The organism is Vreelandella sp. DA03-1M, assembly GCF_055725665.1.
Window position 1 is genome coordinate 496,391 of record NZ_CM146798.1, and the last position, 20,908, is coordinate 517,298.

22 protein-coding genes are annotated in these 20,908 nt (G+C 56.5%); 9 read left to right on the plus strand and 13 right to left on the minus strand.

Features of this window, described 5'->3' with window-relative positions; all coding sequences use genetic code 11:
- The first annotated feature begins 64 nt into the window (after positions 1-64).
- The gene (rpoH, locus tag ACXUPB_RS02335) at positions 65-931 is read left to right on the plus strand and encodes an RNA polymerase sigma factor RpoH (RefSeq protein WP_035564787.1); all 867 of its coding nucleotides are present in this window, start codon (positions 65-67) and stop codon (positions 929-931) included.
- Between the two features lie 129 nt (positions 932-1,060).
- Here rpoH and slmA read toward each other — a convergent pair whose 3' ends face one another.
- The 5 genes from slmA to coaBC all read right to left on the minus strand — a co-directional run bounded on the left by slmA (position 1,061) and on the right by coaBC (position 6,007).
- On the minus strand, positions 1,061-1,669 hold the full coding sequence (slmA, locus tag ACXUPB_RS02340) for a nucleoid occlusion factor SlmA (protein WP_035564785.1): 609 nt from the start codon (positions 1,667-1,669) through the stop codon (positions 1,061-1,063).
- A gap of 18 nt (positions 1,670-1,687) precedes the next feature.
- Positions 1,688-2,587, minus strand: coding sequence for an acetylglutamate kinase (gene argB, locus ACXUPB_RS02345; RefSeq protein WP_035564783.1), 900 nt, complete (start codon positions 2,585-2,587; stop codon positions 1,688-1,690).
- A 167-nt stretch (positions 2,588-2,754) separates the two neighbouring features.
- Positions 2,755-4,140 carry a phosphomannomutase/phosphoglucomutase gene (locus tag ACXUPB_RS02350; protein WP_179915362.1) on the minus strand — a complete coding sequence of 462 codons (1,386 nt, stop codon included), beginning with the start codon at positions 4,138-4,140 and terminating at the stop codon, positions 2,755-2,757.
- 74 nt (positions 4,141-4,214) lie between these two features.
- Positions 4,215-4,673, minus strand: coding sequence for a dUTP diphosphatase (dut, locus tag ACXUPB_RS02355; RefSeq protein ID WP_101147431.1), 459 nt, complete (start codon positions 4,671-4,673; stop codon positions 4,215-4,217).
- Positions 4,670-6,007: a bifunctional phosphopantothenoylcysteine decarboxylase/phosphopantothenate--cysteine ligase CoaBC gene (gene coaBC, locus ACXUPB_RS02360; RefSeq protein ID WP_179915361.1), complete on the minus strand. Its 1,338-nt coding sequence runs from the start codon at positions 6,005-6,007 to the stop codon at positions 4,670-4,672. The genes dut and coaBC overlap by 4 nt, the downstream gene beginning before the upstream one ends.
- A gap of 172 nt (positions 6,008-6,179) precedes the next feature.
- Between coaBC and radC the strand changes: the two genes are divergently transcribed.
- The 7 genes from radC (at position 6,180) to ald (ending at position 11,650) form a co-directional block, all read left to right on the plus strand.
- Positions 6,180-6,854, plus strand: a complete 675-nt coding sequence (gene radC / locus ACXUPB_RS02365; RefSeq protein ID WP_035564777.1) for a RadC family protein — start codon at positions 6,180-6,182, stop codon at positions 6,852-6,854.
- A gap of 258 nt (positions 6,855-7,112) precedes the next feature.
- Complete coding sequence (gene rpmB, locus ACXUPB_RS02370; protein WP_008959893.1) at positions 7,113-7,349, plus strand: 50S ribosomal protein L28; 237 nt, start codon at positions 7,113-7,115, stop codon at positions 7,347-7,349.
- A gap of 51 nt (positions 7,350-7,400) precedes the next feature.
- On the plus strand, positions 7,401-7,556 hold the full coding sequence (gene rpmG / locus ACXUPB_RS02375; protein WP_007111734.1) for a 50S ribosomal protein L33: 156 nt from the start codon (positions 7,401-7,403) through the stop codon (positions 7,554-7,556).
- Positions 7,557-7,713: 157 nt separating this feature from the next.
- On the plus strand, positions 7,714-8,556 hold the full coding sequence (mutM, locus tag ACXUPB_RS02380) for a bifunctional DNA-formamidopyrimidine glycosylase/DNA-(apurinic or apyrimidinic site) lyase (protein WP_179915360.1): 843 nt from the start codon (positions 7,714-7,716) through the stop codon (positions 8,554-8,556).
- A gap of 142 nt (positions 8,557-8,698) precedes the next feature.
- Positions 8,699-9,889: a class I SAM-dependent rRNA methyltransferase gene (locus ACXUPB_RS02385; protein WP_008959891.1), complete on the plus strand. Its 1,191-nt coding sequence runs from the start codon at positions 8,699-8,701 to the stop codon at positions 9,887-9,889.
- A gap of 32 nt (positions 9,890-9,921) precedes the next feature.
- Positions 9,922-10,401, plus strand: coding sequence for an acyl-CoA thioesterase (locus tag ACXUPB_RS02390; protein ID WP_179915359.1), 480 nt, complete (start codon positions 9,922-9,924; stop codon positions 10,399-10,401).
- 130 nt (positions 10,402-10,531) lie between these two features.
- Positions 10,532-11,650 carry an alanine dehydrogenase gene (ald, locus tag ACXUPB_RS02395; protein ID WP_179915358.1) on the plus strand — a complete coding sequence of 373 codons (1,119 nt, stop codon included), beginning with the start codon at positions 10,532-10,534 and terminating at the stop codon, positions 11,648-11,650.
- Between the two features lie 31 nt (positions 11,651-11,681).
- Here the strand turns inward: ald and ACXUPB_RS02400 are convergent, their stop codons facing one another.
- Positions 11,682-11,930, minus strand: coding sequence for a SlyX family protein (locus ACXUPB_RS02400; protein WP_179915357.1), 249 nt, complete (start codon positions 11,928-11,930; stop codon positions 11,682-11,684).
- A 112-nt stretch (positions 11,931-12,042) separates the two neighbouring features.
- On the opposite strand from ACXUPB_RS02400, the gene ACXUPB_RS02405 reads away from it, so the two are divergent.
- Complete coding sequence (locus ACXUPB_RS02405; RefSeq protein WP_035564769.1) at positions 12,043-12,588, plus strand: cold-shock protein; 546 nt, start codon at positions 12,043-12,045, stop codon at positions 12,586-12,588.
- Positions 12,589-12,666: 78 nt separating this feature from the next.
- Here ACXUPB_RS02405 and ACXUPB_RS02410 read toward each other — a convergent pair whose 3' ends face one another.
- From ACXUPB_RS02410 to map, 7 genes are all read right to left on the minus strand, one after another.
- A complete protein-coding gene (locus tag ACXUPB_RS02410; RefSeq protein WP_179915356.1) occupies positions 12,667-13,056 on the minus strand; it encodes a hypothetical protein in 390 nt (129 codons plus the stop codon).
- Positions 13,053-14,225 carry a succinyl-diaminopimelate desuccinylase gene (gene dapE / locus ACXUPB_RS02415; RefSeq protein ID WP_035564765.1) on the minus strand — a complete coding sequence of 391 codons (1,173 nt, stop codon included), beginning with the start codon at positions 14,223-14,225 and terminating at the stop codon, positions 13,053-13,055. The genes ACXUPB_RS02410 and dapE overlap by 4 nt, the downstream gene beginning before the upstream one ends.
- Positions 14,212-15,237, minus strand: a complete 1,026-nt coding sequence (gene dapD, locus ACXUPB_RS02420) for a 2,3,4,5-tetrahydropyridine-2,6-dicarboxylate N-succinyltransferase (protein WP_179915355.1) — start codon at positions 15,235-15,237, stop codon at positions 14,212-14,214. The genes dapE and dapD overlap by 14 nt, the downstream gene beginning before the upstream one ends.
- A 57-nt stretch (positions 15,238-15,294) precedes the next feature.
- Positions 15,295-15,639: a Spx/MgsR family RNA polymerase-binding regulatory protein gene (locus ACXUPB_RS02425; protein ID WP_179915354.1), complete on the minus strand. Its 345-nt coding sequence runs from the start codon at positions 15,637-15,639 to the stop codon at positions 15,295-15,297.
- A 31-nt stretch (positions 15,640-15,670) separates the two neighbouring features.
- Positions 15,671-16,867: a succinyldiaminopimelate transaminase gene (gene dapC / locus ACXUPB_RS02430; protein ID WP_179915353.1), complete on the minus strand. Its 1,197-nt coding sequence runs from the start codon at positions 16,865-16,867 to the stop codon at positions 15,671-15,673.
- A 274-nt stretch (positions 16,868-17,141) separates the two neighbouring features.
- On the minus strand, positions 17,142-19,817 hold the full coding sequence (locus tag ACXUPB_RS02435; RefSeq protein WP_179915352.1) for a [protein-PII] uridylyltransferase: 2,676 nt from the start codon (positions 19,815-19,817) through the stop codon (positions 17,142-17,144).
- Positions 19,817-20,608, minus strand: a complete 792-nt coding sequence (gene map / locus ACXUPB_RS02440) for a type I methionyl aminopeptidase (RefSeq protein ID WP_179915351.1) — start codon at positions 20,606-20,608, stop codon at positions 19,817-19,819. The genes ACXUPB_RS02435 and map overlap by 1 nt, the downstream gene beginning before the upstream one ends.
- Between the last annotated feature and the right edge of the window lie 300 nt (positions 20,609-20,908).

Below are 20,908 nucleotides of genomic sequence, written 5' to 3' on the forward strand. Positions count from 1 at the left end.
GTAATGAGTTATTAATAAACGTGCTACGTCAACCACGATGGGTTACAGGGGAGACCACCTGCACATGAGCACTAGTCTTATACCGGTGGGGCAGCTTTCACCCGGCGGTGATTTGGGCGGTTATATCCGCGCAGTCAATGGAATTTCGGTTTTAACCGCCGATGAAGAGCGAGAGCTCGCCTATCGTCTTTACGATGACGGTGATCTAGAAGCTGCTCGGCGTTTAGTGATGTCACATCTGCGCTTTGTGGTGCACATTGCGCGTAGTTATTCTGGCTATGGGTTACCGCAGGCGGATTTAATTCAAGAAGGTAACGTCGGCTTAATGAAAGCCGTCAAGCGCTTCGATCCTAATCAAGGCGTTCGTTTGGTCTCTTTTGCCGTGCATTGGATCAAAGCGGAAATTCACGAATTTGTGCTGCGTAACTGGCGCATCGTCAAGATTGCCACCACCAAAGCGCAACGTAAGTTGTTCTTCAACCTGCGTAGCGCGAAGAAGCGCTTGGCGTGGCTGAGCAACGACGAAGTGTCCGCCATCGCCAAGGATCTCGACGTCAAGCCTGAGATCGTGCGCGATATGGAAGGGCGTCTCTCCTCTTACGATGCCGGTTTCGATGCGCCCGCAGGCGATGATGAAGAGAGTACCTATCAGGCGCCGGTGTACTTTCTGGATGACGCAGCATCAGACCCTGCCACGCAGTTGGAAGATAGTAACTTCGAGGAAGACTCGACGCGTCGGTTGCAGGTCGCTCTTGAGGGGCTTGATGAGCGCTCGCGGGATATCCTACAGCGCCGCTGGTTAGCCGATAGTAAAGAGACACTGCACGACCTGGCCGATGTCTATGGGGTCAGCGCTGAGCGTATTCGTCAGCTTGAAAAGAATGCGATGAAAAAGCTGCGCCAGAAAATGGGCGAGCCGATGGTAGCCTAACGACGTACTTGCTTATGCACTGATAAATAGTGTTGCCGCATGATCTTTCGTTTTGTTAGATGTTAAAAAACCGGCTCCTTTGTTAGGAGCCGGTTTTTTTATCGCCACCACTGCAACCGTTATTGTTGCCTAAGCAGGCTGCACCGAAGCGCGCAGTAATTGCGCAGAAAGTAGTGACCACTGATCTTCCCAGTGTTCGGTTGGCAGACGCTTGAAGTCGCTACGCACATACTGTGAAATGCGCCCCTCGGCCTGGGCTGCAAGCAGGTTTGCTGCGGCAGAAGCAGGGATGGTGGGACGCAGTCCTTCCCGTAGTTCGGCTTCGCGCAGTATCTGCTTGAGCTGCATCTCCAGGCGTTCAAAAAGCTGATTTATCCGCTGGCGTAGCCTTGCTGTTTCGCCGGTGAGTACGTCGCCTCCCATCACCCGGGCTAGCCCAGGATTTTTCTCGGCGAAGCCCAGCAGCAGCGCGAGGATTGTGCCGCAGCGGGTAGTGGCGTCGGGTACGTCGTCTAAAATGCGCGTAATGCGTTCAAAGATGCTCTCTTCAATAAAATCAATCAGCCCCTCAAACATGCGTGCTTTGCTTGGGAAATGACGGTAGAGCGCTGCTTCTGAAACACCTACCTGACGAGCGAGAGCGGCGGTCGTAATGCGTTTGCCACTGTCTTCTTCAAGCATTAATGCCAGTGCTTGGAGTATCTGCTCGCGGCGTCGAGGTTTTTGATCTTCGCTCATGATGTGCCTCCGTCGCGGTTAGCTCGCGTCCGTGATTAGGGTGCCCACCCCAGCATTGGTGAAAATTTCCAGCAATACCGCGTGGGGGACACGGCCATCAATAATGTGCGAGCTATTTACACCGCCTTTCACCGCATCCAGCGCGCAGCGAATTTTGGGCAGCATGCCGCCATAAATAGTGCCATCTTCGATCAGGGCATCGACTTGTATGGTGGTTAAGCCGGTGAGCACCTCGCCTTCAGCGTTCATTAAGCCGGCAACGTTAGTGAGCAGCATCAGCTTTTCAGCGTTAAGCGCTTCGGCAATCTTGCCCGCTACCAGGTCAGCATTGATGTTGTAGCTATGGCCCGCAGCGTCGACGCCAATCGGGGCGATCACCGGGATAAAGTCGCGCGCCGCCAGCATCTCAATCAGCTCGGTTGAGATTGACTCCACTTCGCCCACGTGGCCGATATCGATAATTTCCGGGGCCGTCATTTCAGGGCTTTGGTGCTCGACCTTGAGTTGGCGGGCACGAATTTGCGCGCCGTCCTTGCCGGTCAGGCCGATCGCCTTGCCGCCGCTCTGGTTGATCAGGTTGACGATGCTTTTATTAACCAAACCGCCCAGCACCATCTCAACCACGTCCATGGTTTGCGAGTCGGTGACCCGCATGCCGTTGACGAAGCGCGACTCGATGTTGAGCTTTTTGAGTAGGTCACCTATTTGCGGTCCGCCGCCGTGCACCACTACCGGGTTGATGCCGACTTCCTTCATTAACACGATGTCGCGGGCAAAGGAGTCAATCAGGGTGCTTTCGGTCATGGCATTACCGCCGTACTTGACCACCACCGTTTTGCCTGAAAACTGCTGAATGTAGGGGAGGGCTTCGGAAAGCACCTCCACAACGACCTGCGGGTCGCGACTGGTTGAACTCATGAGGTTGTCCCTTGCGAACGTTTATTATGCAGCTAACGTTTATGCTAATTGAGTAGTGAGGGTCGCACTTTCTAAGCGCGCGATCCCTTCAGCGCCTGACTTTGTGAAGAGCTATGTGAAAAGCTATTTGAATAGCTATTTCAAGAGCTATCTATCCAGCAATTTGCTTACTGGGGCAGCTCAATATCTGGCGCGACGCGCTGTAGCGCGTTATTAAAAACTGTTTTAATGCGCGCTAGCGCGGCATCGGTCTTACCTTCAAAGCGCATAACCAGAGCTGGTGTGGTGTTAGAGGCGCGACATAATCCCCAGCCATCCGGGTAATCAACGCGAATACCGTCCAGCGTAGTTTTGATACCTTCGCCGAAGTCGCCCTCGCGAGCAAGCTTATCCATTAGAGAAAATTTGTTAGCGTCGGTAACCGCAATATTAATCTCTGGGGTACCAACGTCTTGGGGAAATGTGGCGAAAAAAGTATCCGCATCGTCAGGCTGGTTGGCGAGAATTTCTACCAGCCTAGCGGCGGCATAGAGGCCATCGTCAAAACCGTACCAGCGCTCTTGGAAAAAAATATGCCCGCTCATCTCTCCACCCAGTTGTGCGCCCGTCTCCTTCATACGTGCCTTGATGAGCGAGTGGCCGGTACGCCACATCTCAGGCTCGCCTCCAGCCTCACTAATCACTTTAACTAGATTGCCGGTGCACTTGATATCAAAAATAACCTTGGCGCCGGGCTGGCGGGCGAGCAGGTCGGTGGCAAATACCATCAGCAGGTGGTCAGGATAAATCAGCTTGCCGGTGGGTGTGACCACGCCTACTCGGTCGCCATCGCCATCAAAGGCAAGCCCAATGTCAGCGCCCGTTTCTTGCACCTTGCGCATCAGGTCCTGCATGTTTTCCGGCTTGCCAGGATCCGGGTGGTGATTGGGAAAGTGGCCATCGATCTCATCGAACAGCGCAGTCGTATCAATGCCGAGGCGGGTTAGTAGCTGCGGGCCAAGCTCCCCGGCTACGCCATTGCCGCAGTCAACCACCGCTTTGATTGGTCGATTGATCTTAACGTCAGCTAAGATGCGCGCTAAATACGTTTCGCGGAGATCCTGCTGGCTGACACTGCCTTGACCGCTCTCCAGATCGCCGGACTGAATGCGCTCAAACAGAGCGGTAATCGCGGCACCAGAGAGTGTTTCGCCGCTCAGCACGATTTTAAAGCCGTTGTAGTCAGGCGGGTTGTGGCTGCCGGTAACCATCACACCTGACTGGGTGTTTGGCAAGATGTGGGTGGCGAAGTACAGCACCGGCGTGGGCACCATGCCGATATCAATAACGTCTCGTCCTGCAGCATTTAGGCCACGCATAAGCGCTGCTTGCAGCCGAGCGCCTGAAAGGCGACCGTCGCGTGCGACTACCACGCTGGATTCTCCCCGGGCGGCGGCTTCAGAGCCCACGGCGCGTCCGATCATTTCTACCGTCTCTTCGGTGAGCGTGTCGTCAACGATACCGCGGATATCGTAGGCGCGAAAAATCGAAGCGGGTACGGTCTGTGCGTTCATAAGCTTCCCAGCTAAACAGAAATTGCCTTGCAAAGGTTTCTTAACCACATCCTGCCAATCGCTACTGCTAATGGCTACTGACTGCCGGTGCTGCCAAACCCGCCGCTGCCCCGCAGGGAGTCTTCAAACGCGTCCACAAGAGCGAGTTCGGCTTGCACAACAGGCACAAGCACGTACTGTGCCAGGCGGTCGAAGGGAGCAAGGGTAAAGTCGCTCTGGCCCCGGTTCCAGACCGAAATCATCAGCTCGCCCTGGTAATCGGAGTCGATCAAGCCCACCAAGTTGCCCAGTACAATACCGTGCTTATGCCCCAAACCGGAGCGCGGCAGAATCATGCCCGCAAGGCTGGGGTCTTCAATATAGATGGCAATGCCCGTGCGCACGAGCTGGCAGTCGCCGGGCGCCAAGGTCAGTGGCGCGTCCAGCAGTGCCCGTAGATCCATGCCGGCAGAGCCTGCCGTTGCATAGGTGGGGAGATAATCGTGCAAGCGCTCATCTAACACTTTGCACTGCAGGCGGGGGCGGGCACTCATTGGGATTCTCCAGAAGCGTTAGTAGAGGTTGTTTCAGGTGCTGTCGTCGATAGCAGGGCGAGCGCCTGATGAATGATCGTAGCGGCCAGCTGGGTTTTTGGCTGGGGTGCTTCCGCCCGGCTTTCAACGCCTTCCGCGGTGCGCCACAGTAACCAGGCGGCATTCTGGTCGCTGCCAAACCCTAGGCCCGCCTGGGAAACATCGTTAGCCACGATCATGTCCAGCCCTTTACGTTGCAGTTTATCCTGCGCGTAGCGCTCTATTTCTTGGGTTTCGGCGGCAAAGCCAACTACCAGCGGGCGCTGCCCAGCGGGAAGCGCCGCTATGCTGGCGATAATGTCAGGATTTTTCACCAGGGTCAGGGTGAGAGTGTCGCTATCGTCCTGCTTCTTGAGCTTGTGCTCGGCGGGGGCTGGCGCACGATAGTCAGCAACCGCCGCGCAGCCGATAAATAGCGCCGCTTGGGGCGCTAACCGCTGTGCTTCACGGTGCATCTGCTCGGCTGACTCAACGTCAATTCGTGTAGCGCCCGGCGGGGTGGGTAAATTAACTGGCCCGCTGATCAACGTCACTTTAGCGCCTTGCGCCACTGCCGCTGCAGCTAAAGCAAAGCCCATTTTCCCCGAACTGTGATTGGAAATATAGCGCACCGGGTCCAGCGGCTCGCGAGTTGGGCCAGCGGTGATCACTACATGAGGGGCGCTGGCGGAGGAGTTGTAATAAGGAGAAGGTGGCGCTGCAAACAGTGCCATCACAGCGCTAAATATCTCTTCAGGCTCACTCATGCGGCCAGGCCCCACATCGCCACAAGCCTGATCACCCGCGTCCGGGCCTATTTGCTGCCAGCCATCTTGCTGCAGCTGCGTCACATTGCGCTGAGTGGCAGGGTGGCGCCACATCGCCTGGTTCATGGCTGGGGCAATTAGTTTAGGCGCTTCTGACGCCAGACAAAGCGTGGTGAGCAAATCATCAGCCATGCCGTGCACCAAGCGGGCGATTAAGTCGGCGGTGGCGGGGGCGATCAGCACCGCATCCGCCCAGCGGGCTAGTTCAATATGGCCCATGCCCGCTTCGGCTTCCGGGTCGAGTAAGGAGGTGCGCACCGGCTCGCCGGAGAGCGCCTGCAGAGTGAGCGGCGTAATAAAGGCCTGAGCCCCATCGGTCATCACCACTCGCACCTCGCAGCCCGCTTGTTTGAGCAGGCGCACAAGCAATGCGCTCTTGTAAGCAGCAATACCTGCGCTAACCCCGAGTAGCACCCGTTTGCCGGCGAGTGTTGAGGCAGTGGTGAAAGCGTTTATCTGGGTGCTTGTTGTGTCAGCAACAGAAGCCATGTTCAGTCATCCACATCAGCGTTCGTGAGGAGGCTTACCATACCACTGGCACCACCAATTTGGCATATTGAGGGGAAACAAGGGTAAGCTAGGTTTACTGAGGCTGATCGCGTGATTGGGTTTGAAGGCGGTTTGCGTTAATTACCAAGGGCGGACAACGCGGGAAGGTGCGATGGGAATCAATCACTGGCCAGAGGGTGAGCGGCCGCGGGAGAAGTTATTAAACACAGGCGCTCAGGCGCTTTCAGATGCGGAGTTGCTGGCGATTTTTTTGCGCGTCGGCGTGCAGGGGCGCTCAGCGGTTGATTTAGCGCGGGATTTGCTCACAAGCTTTGGTGGCTTACGCCAACTGCTCGAGGCTGATCAAGCAAGCTTCTGCGCTGCCCATGGGCTAGGTACCGCTAAGTATGCCCAACTACAGGCTACGCTTGAGTTGTCACGGCGCCATTTGGCTAGCCAGTTGGCGCGTGGCAATGCACTGACATCGCCTGCCTTGGTGCGCCACTATCTGAGCTCCCAGCTGCGTCATTTAGGCCATGAAGAGTTTGCGGTGCTTTTTTTGGATACGCAGCACCGAATTATTCGCTATGAATCGCTGTTTCGCGGTACCCTAGACAGCGCATCTGTTTACCCCCGCGAAGTTGCCAAGCGCGCTTTAGAACTTAGCGCTGGCGCTGTTATCCTGGCTCACAATCACCCATCGGGTGTAGCAGAGCCAAGCGATGCTGATCGACGAATCACCGAACGCTTGAAAGACGCGCTCGCACTGTTTGAAGTGCGCGTGTTGGATCATTTCGTGGTGGGAGATGGAGAAGTGGTCTCTTTTGCCGAGCGTGGCTGGCTATAAACAGAATCGACGCGCAGTACATTGCGCGACATTGTCTAAGTTAAGTGAGCAAAAAGGCGCTTATTTAACCTTTTTAGTGGGTTTTGCTTGCTGCTAGTCGGGTGCTCTGGTATAAAGTGCCACCTTTAAACTTGGGTTGAATAACGGATTTGGATAAAGCTTGGCGGTTAACGGCGCCGACACCTTCCCTGCTCCGGTTTGCCCGACAGTTTTGAACACTCAGGTTCTTATATCCTGGCCAAGCAGTTGGAGGCTCTAATGTCCAAAGTATGTCAGGTTACCGGCAAGCGTCCGGTAACTGGAAATAACGTTTCACACTCAATGCGTAAGACACGTCGTCGTTTCTTGCCGAACCTGCATACCCATCGTTTTTGGGTTGAGTCTGAAAACCGCTTCGTCAAGCTGCGCGTTTCCACTAAAGGAATGCGCATTATTGATAAAAACGGTATCGACGCAGTGTTGGTTGATATTCGTAAGCGCGGCGACGCTATCTAAGCCAGCTTTTGGCCAAGCGTTTCGGACCAAGCATTTTGGAAGGATTAAACCATGCGCGATAAAATCAAGCTGGTGTCTAGTGCCGGTACAGGTCACTTCTACACTACTGATAAGAACAAGCGGAATACCCCGGATAAGTTCGAATTCAAGAAATTCGACCCGGTTGTCCGTAAGCACGTTATCTACAAGGAAGCCAAGATCAAGTAATCGCGTAAGCGATGATGATCGGCTTTCTCTGCAGGCGAGCGTCTGTTCAAAAACCCGGCCTCAAGCCGGGTTTTTGCATGCATGCTTTTTATGCGCAGCATGCCTAGCGAACCCATCTTCATTAGGCTGTCATCACAAGCCGTTACGATGCTTAAATATGCCCGAACTCCCCGAAGTTGAAACCACCCGCCGCGGGATTGCGCCTTATATTGAAGGTCAGGAAGTCACCGAAGTACTGGTGCGTCAGCCGCGGCTGCGTGTTCCCGTGCCGGATGACTTGGCTGAACGGTTGGTGGGCGCGCGCATTGGCGTATTGAAGCGGCGGGCCAAATACCTGCAAATACCCATTCACTCTACACCGCCATCCGGTGGTAGTGCTGATGCTACGCTGCTGTGGCATTTGGGCATGTCGGGTAGCCTGCGTATTGCCCAGGTGGGGGATTTGCCTAAAAAGCATGACCATGTCGATGTGGTCACCGCTAACGGCTATGTATTGCGCTATCACGACCCTCGTCGGTTTGGCTTTGTGGATTGGCAGGCCGAGGACGAAGCGCAGGATAAGCGTCTTGCGCATTTGGGCCCCGAGCCATTGTCTGATGCGTTTAATGGCAAGTGGCTTTACACTCGCTCGCGCAATAAACGCGTGGCGGTAAAGCCATTTCTGATGGACAACCAGATAGTGGTGGGGGCCGGTAATATCTATGCTGCGGAAGCGCTGTTTATGGCGGGCATTGATCCGCGCCGTGCGGCAGGGAGAGTTTCCCGAGCCCGCTATGACGCCTTAGCCCTTGCCGTGAAAGAGGTATTGGCAGCAGCGATTACCCAGGGCGGCACTACGCTGAGAGACTTTGTTAGCGGCCAGGGCGAGCCCGGCTACTTTGCTCAGCGGCTAAATGTTTACGGCCGCCACGGTCAGCCCTGTTTGCGCTGCGGCGCGGAGCTTCGCCGCATTACGCTTGGCCAGCGCGCCAGTGTGTTTTGCCCCGGTTGCCAACGCTAATGCCTGCCTAATAAGTGCTAACGTTTTACTTAATTTTTACCTTGCCTTATTTTTGCTTTGTCCATGTTTTTAAGACCATGTTTTTTTGAGGCAAAGTTTTTAAAGACAAGGTTTTGAAAGACTAAGCTTTTTGGAGATTGCTGTGACCCAACGCCTGCGCCTGAATAAAAATGCTGACCGCCGCCTGAAAGCGGGCCATCTCTGGATCTACTCCAATGAAGTAGATATCAAAGAGACGCCGCTGAAAAACTTTGCGGCAGGCGAAACCGCCCTGGTAGAAGCCTCCAACGGAAAAGTCATGGCGGTGGCTTACGTTAATCCCCATTCGTTAATCGCGGCCCGGGTCATGTCGCGTGACCCTGAAATGCGCTTGGATCGTTCGCTGTTTGTGCACCGCTTTAACCAAGCGCTAGCGCTACGTCAGCGTCTTTATGAGCAGCCGTATTACCGCTTGATTCACGGTGAAGGCGATTTGCTGCCAGGCTTGGTGATTGATCGTTTTGGCGATGTTCTCGTCGTGCAGCTCAATACGGCTGGCATGCAGGCGTTGGCTGATGAGATTGTTGATGCGCTTGAAAAAGTCGTCAAGCCTGAAGTGATCGTTTTCCGTAACGACACTGGCGGTCGTCGTCAGGAGGGTCTCGAGGCCCACGTTGATGTTATCAAGGGCACATTGCCTGACGAAGTGGTGCTGGAAGAGAACGGCGCCCGCTTTGTCGTGCCGGTACTTAATGGCCAGAAAACCGGCTGGTTCTTCGATCACCGCGTTAATCGCGAATGGCTCAATCGCCAAGTGGCCGGTAAACGCGTGCTGGATGTCTTCAGCTACGTGGGCGGCTGGGGCGTACAGGCAGCCGTTCACGGCGCGAAAGAGGTGATTTGCCTAGACTCTTCGGGTCCAGCGCTAGATCAGGTCGCACGTAACGCCGAGCTCAATGGCGTTCAGGAAAAAGTGGCTGTTAGTGAAGGCGATGCATTTGAAGCCTTAGCAGCACTGAAGGCAGAGGGCGAGGAGTTCGACGTAGTCATTTTGGACCCGCCAGCGTTTATCAAAAAGCGCAAGGATATCCCTAACGGCGAGCGTGCCTATGCCCGCTTGAACCGCGAAGCTATGCGCTTGCTGGGTCGCGACGGCCTGTTGATGTCCGCCTCCTGCTCAATGCACCTAGCGCCCGAGCGGTTGATGGATGTGGTGCGTGGCGCTGTTCGCCACCAGGATCGTCATGGTCAGGTGATTTTTCAAGGCCATCAAGGTCCTGATCACCCAGTACACCCAGCCATTCCTGAAACGTCTTACCTGAAAGCGTTGGGTGTGCGCGTGTTCCGCGACTAGTCGACGGGAGCCAGGGTGCAGGGAGTTAGTCGATGGAGTGGGCGTTGCCCGATCCTTTTGTGATCGATATCCGTGTCGCTGATGAGGCAATTGATGCTTATCAGCACGTTAACAACAGCGAGTACCTGCGCTGGGTTGAGCAGATTAGCTGGGCGCACTCGGTTGCGCTTGGCCTCTCGCTTGAGCGTTACCGAGAGCTTGACCGTGCGATGGTGGTTCACCGTCATGAGCTAGATTACCTCGCGCCTGCTTTTGCAGGCGATGAGCTACAGTTGGCGACCTGGATTGTCGATTGCGATGAGCGCTTCAGCCTGACGCGGCGTTTTCAGCTAGCGCGCACTAGCGATTCCAAAACACTGCTCTATGCCCGCACGCGCTTTGCCTGCGTGGCGCTCTCAACGGGGCGGCCCAAACGCTTGCCCGAGGAGTATCGGCGCATCTATGGCGGCGCCGTTATCGTTGAGTGTTTGAAAGAAGAGTGGAATTTTTCGTGCAGAACCGGCAATCGTTAGATTTTTCTCCTAAAAAACGCCTTAACCGGCGTTTTTTTTGTTTTGCTTTGCTGGGGTGGTGGTCAACGTTAGCTGTGCTGTAATTTGCTTAACAAGACGACTGACCTTTAAAAGCACAGGGAAAAAACCAATGAAAATCGCCGTCCCCAAAGAGATCAAAAATCACGAGTATCGTGTCGCGTTGACGCCCACTGGTGCGCGTGAGTTAGCCGGTCGTGGTCACCAGGTCAGCGTTCAAGCTAGTGCCGGTGAAGGCGCTGGCTTTACCGATGCCGATTACCAGGCCGCCGGTGCTCAGATCGAAGCCGATGTGGACACACTGTGGTGCAATGCCGAGCTAATCCTCAAGGTGAAAGAGCCCCAGCCTGACGAGGTGGCGCGGCTCACTCCGCAGCATACCCTGTTCACCTATCTTCATCTGGCCGCCGAAGAGCCCCTTACCCGTGGGTTGATGAAAAGCGGCGCCACCTGCATCGCCTATGAGACGATTACCGATGCCCGTGGCGGCTTGCCACTACTCGCGCCGATGAGCACCGTAGCAGGGCGAATGGCCGTTCAAGCCGGTGCCCATAGCCTGGAAAAAGCCCAGGGCGGTGCAGGCGTGCTGCTGCCCGGTGTGCCCGGTGTGGCGCCGGGGAAAGTGACGGTCATCGGTGGTGGCGTCGTCGGTGAAAACGCTGCTCGCATGGCATTGGGGTTAGGCGCAGAAGTCACCATTCTGGATAAATCTCTGGCGCGGCTGGAAGTGCTGGATGACCGCTATCAAGGACGCATCAAAACGGTTTATTCCACCGCCGATGCACTTGAAACGGCCACCCGTGAGTCGGATATGATCATTGGCGCGGTGCTAGTGCCCGGCGCCGCTGCGCCAAAGCTGATCACCCGCCGCATGCTGGCCGATATGAAGCCTGGTAGCGTGTTGGTCGATGTGGCGATTGATCAGGGCGGCTGCTTTGAAACCAGTAAGCCCACCACCCACGCCGAACCGACCTATATCGTTGATGGCATTGTTCACTACTGTGTCGCCAATATGCCCGGCGCCGTGGCCCGTACCTCTACCCAGGGGCTGACTAACGCCACGCTGCCCTTCGTGCTTGCCCTGGCGGATAAAGGCTGGCAGCAGGCGCTACGTGACGACCCGCACTTCCTGCCCGGTCTTAATGTGCATGCTGGTCAAGTTACTTATCAAGCCGTGGCAGACGCCTTTGGGCTGGAAAGTAGTAATCCCGCGAGTGTTGTTGGAAGCTAATAAATACGCAGTCGTTGGCGCTACCATTGGCTTAATAGTGTGGCGGAAGTTCATCCTCGGGGCGTTGGCCGCTCTGGGGTTCGCTTGCTTGAAGTGCTTGATGCTGCTCGCGCAGGCGTTCGCGCATCAGCCCACTCAACTGCTCCAGTTTTTCCAGGCGGCGCTCCTGCTGAATCACCGCTTGGTCCAGCGTGTCCAGCCAGTGTTCTTGATGCGCTAAGCGGCTTTCTAAAGATTCCACAAGCTGGGTTAGCTCGGCAGGCGATAATTCGTGGGTCATGATAACATTGCAACCTTATGTAGTAGTATGCCAGTACTATTGGGAATGGGCCTGATAGTGCGGGTATTGTCCTTCGTCTGTTACCCATACAACAAGAGAGCTTTTTTTTTCTATGAACCCAAAAGTTGTGTTTCGCTGTTTCTTAATCAGTGTATTACTTGCCGCCCCCACGCCACTTTTGCTGGCGGGGATTGTTCATTTAACCGATAGTGCCCTCGCCGAGCTGTGGATGGCCGAGCTGGCAATCAGTGGAGTTAGCGGTGTCTATATTGCCGTTGCCATAGGTAGTTTTATTGTTCTGTGTATTGGCACATTAGCGTCTGCCGCTTTTGCGCCCTCAATCGTGGTGGCGTCCGATGCTGTGGTTCGTCCCAAGCCAGCACCGCGCCAACCTCAAGCGGCTGCTCCCATGGACGATGATGAGGAAGAAGATATTATTGACCCCAATGATGGCCGTGAAGAGGGGGAAGTGAAGTGGTTCAATACTAACAAAGGCTATGGTTTTATTACCCGCGATAATGGTGAAGATGTCTTTGTACACTTTCGCGCCATTCGTGGCCGTGGCCCGCGTATGTTAGCTGAAGGCCAAATTGTGCGTTATCACGTGATTAAAAATGAGCGTGGTTTGCAGGCCGACGATGTGAGCATTATTGAGTAAGCTTAACGGCTAGCTAAATTGATCTTAGTATCGTAAACGACCCCGCTTCGGCGGGGTCGTTTACGTTTATAGGGTCTGTTAACGGCCAGAATCAGGCCACTCGATGGCTCCCTCTTTACCGCCTGGAAGCACTTGCCAGAAGCGGTCAGGGTCATCGCCGGGGTTCCAGCCGCCCAATGAGCATCGCACCTCGGTCTGAAGCGCCTCTGCGGCTTGTTGGGCGCACTCTTGGTCGGTCATCCAAGGGGTGTGGTTGCTATCAATCCATAGGCTGGCAAAGCCATCGGCGGCTTTGTCTACTAATAATACCGGCACGCAGTCGCCCTGATACTGACCTCGGGTTTGCCATTTGCCTTTGCCTGCCGGGCTGAGCGGCGGTGCGATTAGCGTGCTTTTTAGCCACTCATTGAGTGCCTCCAGCGAGACGCTAGCCAGGTAGATTTCTATATCGGGGTAACGCTCCATCATACGTTTACCTCGCCGGAGATAAGCAGCGCTTGCAGCGTCGCTTCGTAAATCCGGCTTAAGTCGTCGAGGTCGCTAGCGCGAACGCGCTCATTGACCTTGTGGATGGTGTCGTTCAGCGGGCCTAGCTCGACCACCTGAGCGCCCAGGGTAGCAATGAAGCGGCCATCCGAGGTGCCACCGCTGGTAGAAAGCGCTGGGCGCTCGCCAGTCACCGCTTTAACGCCTTTGATGGCGGCATCGACAAGCTCGCCTTCGGCGGTCAAGAAAGGCTCGCCGTTAAGCGTCCAGTCTATCTGATACTCCAGGCCATGCTGAGTGAGAATGGTTTCCGTGCGCGCTTTGAGCTCATCAGAGGTCACCTCGGTGGAGAAGCGAAAGTTAAACACCACTTCCACATCGCCAGGGATCACGTTGGTGGCCCCGGTGCCTGCGCGCAGATTGGAAATCTGAAAGCTGGTAGCGGGAAAAAAGTCGTTGCCCGCGTCCCAGTGCTCGTTGACCAGTGCATCCAGCGCTGGCATCGCCTGGTGAATGGGGTTGCGCGCTAAATGCGGATAGGCCACGTGACCCTGCACGCCTTTAATGTGCAACGTAGCTCCCAGTGAGCCGCGGCGACCGTTTTTGATCACATCGCCCAGGCGCGTGGTCGAGGATGGCTCGCCGACAATACAGTAATCGAGGCGTTCATTGCGCTCGCGCAGATGCTCAACCACCGCGCGGGTGCCGTCGACCGCCGGGCCCTCTTCATCGGAAGTGATCAGAAAGGCAATGCGGCCGTCGTGCTCTGGATAATTCGCGACAAAGCGTTCAACGGCGGTCAGCATGGAAGCGAGGCTGCCTTTCATATCGGCAGCGCCACGCCCGCACAGCATTCCCTCTGCGTCGATGCAGGGCTCGAACGGTGGGTACTGCCAGTTGATATAGGGGCCGCTGGGCACCACATCGGTGTGGCCCGCGAAAGCCACGACGGGGCCGTGATGACCGCGCACTGCCCAAAAATTCTTTACATCGCCAAATGGCAGCCGCTCAACATTGAAACCGAGCGCTGTTAAACGCTCGATCATGAGTTCCTGGCAACCTTCGTCGTCCGGCGTTACCGAGGCTCGGCTGAGCAGCTCAAAGGCAAGTTGCAGCGTCGGCGACAGCGCTTCAGGCTCAGTTGTGGGCATGCAACGCCTCGTTCAGGGCGATGGCACTTTTGTTGGTCAGGCACTCAATGCGACCGTTCTGCGAGTTGCGGCGCCACAGCTGATCGTCCTGGCTTGCCAGCTCGCGGGCAGAAACGGTTTTTACTTCCTGGCCCTGATCATCCAGCAGCGTTACTTTGGAGCCAGCAGTAATATAGAGACCCGCTTCTACCGTGCAGCGGTCACCCAGGGGAATGCCGATGCCAGCGTTGGCGCCGATTAAGCAGCCTTCGCCGACTTTAATGACGATATTGCCGCCGCCGGAGAGGGTGCCCATGGTCGAGCAGCCGCCACCGAGGTCTGAACCTTTGCCGACCATCACACCCGCCGAAATGCGGCCTTCGATCATGCCGGGGCCTTCGGCGCCTGCATTGAAGTTGACGAAGCCTTCGTGCATCACGGTGGTGCCTTCGCCCAAGTAAGCACCCAGGCGCACGCGGGCAGTGTCGCCGATGCGGATACCGGTAGGCACCACGTAGTCGGTCATTTTGGGGAATTTGTCCACGCAGTCCACGGAGAGCGCGCGCCCCGCCATGCGCGCCTTCAAACGGCGTGCAGGTAGCTCTTCGACATCAATCGCGCCTTCGCTGGTCCAGGCTATGTTACGTAGCAGGCCAAACATGCCGGTCAGATCCAATCCATGGGGCTTCACCAGGCGGTGGGAAAGCAGATGGAGTTTGAGGTAGACCTCGGGAGCGGTCTGCGGCGGCTGATCGGCGTCCAGAAACATGGCAACCAGTGGGCGCTGGCTAGCGGAAAGCGCTTCAGCAAGCTCTGCCTGGGCGGAGTGGCCAGCGGCCTCTAAGGCTTTTGCCAGGCGTGTGCAGTCTTCAGGCAAAAAGCTAATCGCAGCGTTGCCTTGCGGTGCATCCAGCGCTTGCTGAGCAGCGGTTACCAAGCTCGCATCGGGGTTGAACAGCGGTGCCGGGTAGTAGATTTCCAGCCAATCGCCCTGAGTGTTTTGGGTGCCAATTCCAAGCGCAAAGCTCAGCATAAGAGAGTGTCCTGTAGTGATGGGTAGTGGAGAATGAAGAATGAGTGCGGCTAGCGACTAACCACTCAGCTTGTCGTAATCGCCGTCGCGGTAGCCAACCAACATGGTTGAGTCGTCTACTTCTAGTAGCGGCCGCTTCAGTAGCGTGGGATGTTTCACCAGCATCTGGCGGGCTGACGTATCAAAGGCGTCTTTCTCTTCCTGAGGGAGGTCGCGCCAGGTTTTACTGCGCTTATTGACGACATCGACAAGCGGTACACGCTCTAAAATATGCTCAAGCAGGCCCGCCGAAAGGCCATCTTTGCGCAGGTCGTAGGTCTTGAACGCAATCCCTTTGCCTTCCAAGGCTTTGCGCGCCTTACGGCAGGTGTCGCAGGTATTAATCATATAGAGCGTCAGCATACAGCCTCCTTTAAGCAAAGCGTCAACGCGGTTAGCCGCGCTCAATAAGATGACGAATACGCTGCGCCGCTTCCAGCGTAGGTGTCAACTCAGCTACCAGTGCTAATCGCACACGTCCTGCGCCAGGGTTAGTGCCGTTTCCCCCCGTGCGCCCCATTAAGCTGCCGGGTAGTACGCTTACATGCTGCTCGGCAAACAGACGCTGGGTGAAAGCAATGTCGTCGCCGCCCGGTACCGCAGGCCAGAGATAGAAACTGGCTTGAGGAACTGGGAAGCTCATGACAGGCGCAAGCACATCGGTCACCGCGCTAAATTTTTCCCGGTAGGCATCGCGGTTAGCACGCACGTGGTGCTCATCCTGCCAGGCGGCAATAGAGGCGTGCTGGAGGGGCAGCGACATGGCGCAGCCATGATAGGTGCGGTAGCGCTTGAAGGGGGTTAGCAGGGCTGCATCGCCCGCCACAAAACCCGAACGCAGGCCGGGCAAGTTAGAGCGCTTGGAGAGCGAGTGAAATACTACGCAACGCCGATAATCGTTACGGCCCAGTTCGGCGCAGGCTTGTAATAGGCCGGGCGGTGGGGCGGTCTCGTCCAGATAAAGTTCCGAATAGCACTCGTCTGAGGCGATGATGAAGTCGTGCTCATCGGCCAGTGCAATGAGTTGCTTGAACTCCTCAATGGGAGTGACTGCCCCGGTGGGGTTGCCCGGTGAACAGATAAACACCATCTGCACCTCGCGCCACATAGCGGCAGGCACCGCACTAAAGTCCGGCCGAAAATTGTTCTCAGCGGTGCAGTCTAAGTAGAGCGGTTCACCGCCTGCCAGCAGCGTCGCGCCTTCGTAAATCTGATAAAACGGGTTGGGTACCGCGACTTTCGCAGGGCGCGTGCGATCCAGGGCTGCCTGCACAAAGGCAAAAATTGCTTCCCGAGTGCCGTTGACCGGAACGATATGTTGTTCGCTGTCGAGGTTGCGTAGCTGAAAGCGCTGTGTTGCCCAATTAGCGATGGCTTCACGAAGCGCTGGCAGGCCGTTGGTGGCCGGGTAGCGGGCCATTTCCAATTGGTGCGCTACTAGGGCATCAAGCGCTGCTGGGTAGGGCGCGTGCTGAGGTTCGCCAATGGTCAGCGGTATATGGGCGAGCTCGGTGGGCGGGGTGAGCGTCGCCTTTAGCGCCGCCAGCTTTTCAAACGGGTAGGGATGCAGGGCGTCGAGGTCGGCGTTCATGATGTGTCCGTTAGTGGCTGGCTGGCGTAAGACGACGATTATAGGCAAGCCCCGGTGCAGGCTCAAACCTAACGAGGGTGTGATTTTGCAATGAATGCTTTTACAGACACCTGATAGACGGGAGCGAGGGTAGGTTGGAGCGAGGGTCTTTCGCCATGGATGGCGAAAGTAGCGCCCATGGAGGGGTTCACAGCGCCCTCGCGGAAACCTACCCTCGCCCCCAGGCTTGGCACTACAATCTCTGCGTCAGCCTCGGGGTTCGGTGTATTACCTTTTAAACCCCTAACACTTCAATCAGCCGCTCGCGTAGCTGCTGTTGGCGTTCAGGGTCGGTCAGTGGTTCGCCAGCCTTGGTGGTAATGAAAAAGACGTCTTCCACCCGCTCGCCGAGGGTGGCGATTTTCGCCGCTGAAAGGGAAATATCCTGCTCCATAAAGATTCGACCCACGCGAGCCAACAGGCCGGGGCGGTCGGGGGCGGTTAGCTCCAGCAGCGTGCGTTCGTTGGCCGGGTCCTGCTCAATCAACACTTCCGTGGGTACCTTGAAATGCTTGAGCTGGCGCGGCGTGTGACGTGTCACGATAGTGGGGTAGTCGTCGGGGTCATCCAGCTCTTCGACCAAGTGCTGGCGCATCTCTTCGATGTGGTTCGGGTCACGAATGGGCTGGCCGTGACTATCGAGCACAATAAAGGTATTCAGCGTCCAGTCGTTGTGGGAAGTGGCGATGCGTGCGTCGTGGATCGACAGACCCAGCTGCTCCATGGCGGCTGCCGTTGCGGCGAACAGGTCATCCACCGAGCGAGTGTGGATAAACACCTTGGTGCCGCCTTCGGCCATGTCGGCGGTGGGCGCGCTGATCAGTACCAGCGGCAGCGGCGACTGGTTGTGATTGAGGATGCCTTGGGTCTGCCAGACAATCTCGCTGGGCGCATACTGGAGAAAGTAGTCCTCTCCTAACGATTCCCAGAGCTGATCGATTTGGGCCCGATTAATCCCGATAGTTTGTAGCAGCGAGCGCGCTTCGGTGCGTGTTTCGCGTACCCAGTCATCTCTGTCAGGGGGGTTGTTCAGGCCACGGCGCAAAGCGCGCTTGGTCTCAGCATGCAGTTGGCGCAGCAGTGTCGCCCGCCAGCCGTTCCACAGCGTTGGGTTGGTCGCGTTGATATCGGCAACGGTGAGCACATAAAGGTAATCCAGGCGGGTTTCATTACGCACCACCAGGGCAAAGTCGCGAATCACATCGGGGTCGCTGATATCGCGCTTTTGTGCGGTCATCGACATCAGCAGGTGGTGCTCCACCAGCCAGCTGACCAGGTTTGTATCGTGAGGCGAGACGTGATGCCGCTGGCAGAACTGTTCTACGTCCCGGGCGCCAATTTCCGAGTGGTCGCCGCCACGGCCCTTGCCGATATCGTGAAATAGCCCGGCAATCCACAGTAGGTCCAGCTTGGGAAGCTGCTGCATGAGCGCTGCCGCCACGGGAAAGTCGCCTTTCGCTTCCGGCTTACGGAAACCGTGCAGAAACTTGAGCAGCCGCAGAGTGTGGGCGTCAACGGTATAGATATGAAACAGGTCGTGCTGCATCAGCCCCACGGCACGGCCAAACTCGGGCAGGTACTTGCCCAAAATGCCGTAGCGGTTCATACGCCGCAACTGGCGCGGTACGTTGCCTGGGGCGCGCATAATGGCCATAAACAGCCGCTGGTGGCGCGGGTCTTCCCGGTAGTGGTCGTCAATCTGGTGGCGGTGATCGCGGATCAGCCGGATGGTGTCGGCGCGTACCCCTTCAATTTCGGGGTGCTTGGCCATCAGCAAAAACAGCTCGAGCATGGCGGCAGGCCGTTCGCGGAACAGGTTGCGTGAGCGAACCTGAATATAGCCGCCTTTGGTCTCGAAGCGCTCATTCAGCTTGACGGTTTCCAGTGCCTCTTTGCCGCGCAAAATCACTTCGTCGAAATGCTGCAGCAGCATATCGTTAAGGCCCGCGAGCGCGGTGACGTGGCGGTAGTAGCGCTTCATAAACTGCTCGACCGCGAGGCGCTCAGGCGTATCGCGGAAGCCAAACATCTCGGCAATCGTGCGCTGATGGTCAAACAGCAGGCGGTCTTCGGCGCGGTCGGTGAGCATATGCAGGGCGTAGCGCACTTGCCATAAAAATGCCTGCCCCTGGCTCAAAATGCGCAGTTCGGCGTCATTCATAAAGCCGTTAGCGACGATGTCGGTGTACTGTTCGGTGCCAAAGTGGCGTTTGGCTACCCAGCCGATCATCTGAATATCGCGCAACCCACCGGGGGAACTTTTGAGATTTGGCTCCAGGTGGTACTCAGAGTTGTTGTAACGGTAGTGGCGGGAGATCTGCTCCTGCCACTTGGCCTCAAAGAAGCGGTCGGCGGGCCAAATGTGCTCGGCGCTGAGGCGCTCGCGCATGGATTCACGCAATGCCTCCGGCCCCGCGATCAAACGTGATTCGAGCAGGTTGGTAATCACGGTCACGTCCGCTTCGGCTTCCCGTTCGCAGTCGTTGAGCGAGCGCACGCTGTGCCCGATCTCCAGGCCAATATCCCACAAAAACGTGATAAAGGCGGTGAGCGGTTCACGGTAGGCGGTGTCGTCGTCCTGCTTTAGCAACAGCAGCAGGTCAATGTCGGAGTGTGGGTGCAGCTCGCCCCGGCCATAGCCGCCAACTGCGACCAGCGCGATGCCATCATCGGGCCACTCATGCTGCGCCCAGGCAATAGCGAGTAGCTGGTCAAGATACCAAGCGCGGCCGCGCACCAGATCACGGATATCCGCTCCGGCGCGAAACTGGTCATCGAAGCGTGCCTGCAGTTCGCGCAGCGCGGCTTTGAAAGGGGCGACCGGGGAGCGCGAGCCTGCAAGCTCGGTGCGAAACAGGTCTAAATCGAAAAGCGAGGTGTCCGGTTCAAACCGGTAGTGGTGAAGAAGCATCAGTTGTTCAAAAAACTGAAGTCTTCGTCGCGACGCGCGGTCAGCACTTCAACACCGGATTCAGTGACCAGTAGCGTGTGTTCCCACTGGGCGGAGAGACTGCGATCCTTGGTGACGGCGGTCCAGCCATCGCGCAGTACCTTGGTTTTATAGTCACCGACATTAATCATCGGTTCGATGGTGAAGCACATGCCGGCAGCAAGCTTGATGTCGGCGTCCGGCGCGTAGCCGTCGTAGTGCAAAAACTGCGGCTCCTCATGGAAATCAGCACCGATACCATGGCCGCAGAAGTCGCGCACCACCGAGTAGCCGTGCTCTTCGGCGTGCTTTTGGATCACTCGAGCCAGTTCGGAAAGGCGTACGCCAGGTTTCACCAGTTCAATGCTCTTGTACAGGCACTCCTGGGTGATGCGGCACAGCCGTTCGCCCTGAATAGTCTCGCCGACCACGAACATCACGCTGGAGTCGCCGTGGTAGCCGTCCTTGGTCTTGACGGTGATATCCAGGTTCATGATGTCGCCGTTTTTGAGCTTCTTGGCATCGTCAGGAATGCCGTGGCACACCACATGATTAATGGAGGTGCAGGTTGCCTTGGGAAAGCCGTGGTAGTTCAGCGGTGCCGGGGCCGACCCCAGTTCGTTAACGATATAGTCGTGGCAAAGACGGTCGATTTCCCCCGTACTGACCCCTACCTGGACATGAGGGGTGATCATTTCGATAACGCTAGCCGCTTGGCGCCCGGCTTCGCGCATGTGTTCGATTTCAGAAGGCGTCTTGATAGGAACGTTCATGAATACTCGATATGAATTCAGAATGGAAAAATTGAATGGCGCAATTTAAGACCGTCAAACGGGGTGCGACTTCATCTTGGCAATGATCTATGGTATAAAGCCGCGCGCTTTCCTGCAATCGTGATTCCGAGCTTCTTGGCTGGGAAAGACGGCAGTAGGGCAGGGCGATGAATCCGCAGCGAGCCCGTTAAAGGGCACACTGCTTACTATCAAGCCTTAAAAACACACATGCACCGGCACATGGTCCCGGGTGCCGCTGGCAGCGTTTTACGCAGTCAACGGTCGGATCCATGGGGTGCG

Bases quoted from the DNA above. Each gene is read 5' to 3' on its own strand.
- rpoH (WP_035564787.1), top strand. From the start codon at position 65: ATGAGCACTAGTCTTATACCGGTGGGGCAGCTTTCACCCGGCGGTGAT.
- slmA (WP_035564785.1), bottom strand. From the start codon at position 1,669: ATGAGCGAAGATCAAAAACCTCGACGCCGCGAGCAGATACTCCAAGCA.
- argB (WP_035564783.1), bottom strand. From the start codon at position 2,587: ATGAGTTCAACCAGTCGCGACCCGCAGGTCGTTGTGGAGGTGCTTTCC.
- ACXUPB_RS02350 (WP_179915362.1), bottom strand. From the start codon at position 4,140: ATGAACGCACAGACCGTACCCGCTTCGATTTTTCGCGCCTACGATATC.
- dut (WP_101147431.1), bottom strand. From the start codon at position 4,673: ATGAGTGCCCGCCCCCGCCTGCAGTGCAAAGTGTTAGATGAGCGCTTG.
- coaBC (WP_179915361.1), bottom strand. From the start codon at position 6,007: ATGGCTTCTGTTGCTGACACAACAAGCACCCAGATAAACGCTTTCACC.
- radC (WP_035564777.1), top strand. From the start codon at position 6,180: ATGGGAATCAATCACTGGCCAGAGGGTGAGCGGCCGCGGGAGAAGTTA.
- rpmB (WP_008959893.1), top strand. From the start codon at position 7,113: ATGTCCAAAGTATGTCAGGTTACCGGCAAGCGTCCGGTAACTGGAAAT.
- rpmG (WP_007111734.1), top strand. From the start codon at position 7,401: ATGCGCGATAAAATCAAGCTGGTGTCTAGTGCCGGTACAGGTCACTTC.
- mutM (WP_179915360.1), top strand. From the start codon at position 7,714: ATGCCCGAACTCCCCGAAGTTGAAACCACCCGCCGCGGGATTGCGCCT.
- ACXUPB_RS02390 (WP_179915359.1), top strand. From the start codon at position 9,922: ATGGAGTGGGCGTTGCCCGATCCTTTTGTGATCGATATCCGTGTCGCT.
- ald (WP_179915358.1), top strand. From the start codon at position 10,532: ATGAAAATCGCCGTCCCCAAAGAGATCAAAAATCACGAGTATCGTGTC.
- ACXUPB_RS02400 (WP_179915357.1), bottom strand. From the start codon at position 11,930: ATGACCCACGAATTATCGCCTGCCGAGCTAACCCAGCTTGTGGAATCT.
- ACXUPB_RS02405 (WP_035564769.1), top strand. From the start codon at position 12,043: ATGAACCCAAAAGTTGTGTTTCGCTGTTTCTTAATCAGTGTATTACTT.
- ACXUPB_RS02410 (WP_179915356.1), bottom strand. From the start codon at position 13,056: ATGATGGAGCGTTACCCCGATATAGAAATCTACCTGGCTAGCGTCTCG.
- dapE (WP_035564765.1), bottom strand. From the start codon at position 14,225: ATGCCCACAACTGAGCCTGAAGCGCTGTCGCCGACGCTGCAACTTGCC.
- dapD (WP_179915355.1), bottom strand. From the start codon at position 15,237: ATGCTGAGCTTTGCGCTTGGAATTGGCACCCAAAACACTCAGGGCGAT.
- ACXUPB_RS02425 (WP_179915354.1), bottom strand. From the start codon at position 15,639: ATGCTGACGCTCTATATGATTAATACCTGCGACACCTGCCGTAAGGCG.
- dapC (WP_179915353.1), bottom strand. From the start codon at position 16,867: ATGAACGCCGACCTCGACGCCCTGCATCCCTACCCGTTTGAAAAGCTG.
- ACXUPB_RS02435 (WP_179915352.1), bottom strand. From the start codon at position 19,817: ATGCTTCTTCACCACTACCGGTTTGAACCGGACACCTCGCTTTTCGAT.
- map (WP_179915351.1), bottom strand. From the start codon at position 20,608: ATGAACGTTCCTATCAAGACGCCTTCTGAAATCGAACACATGCGCGAA.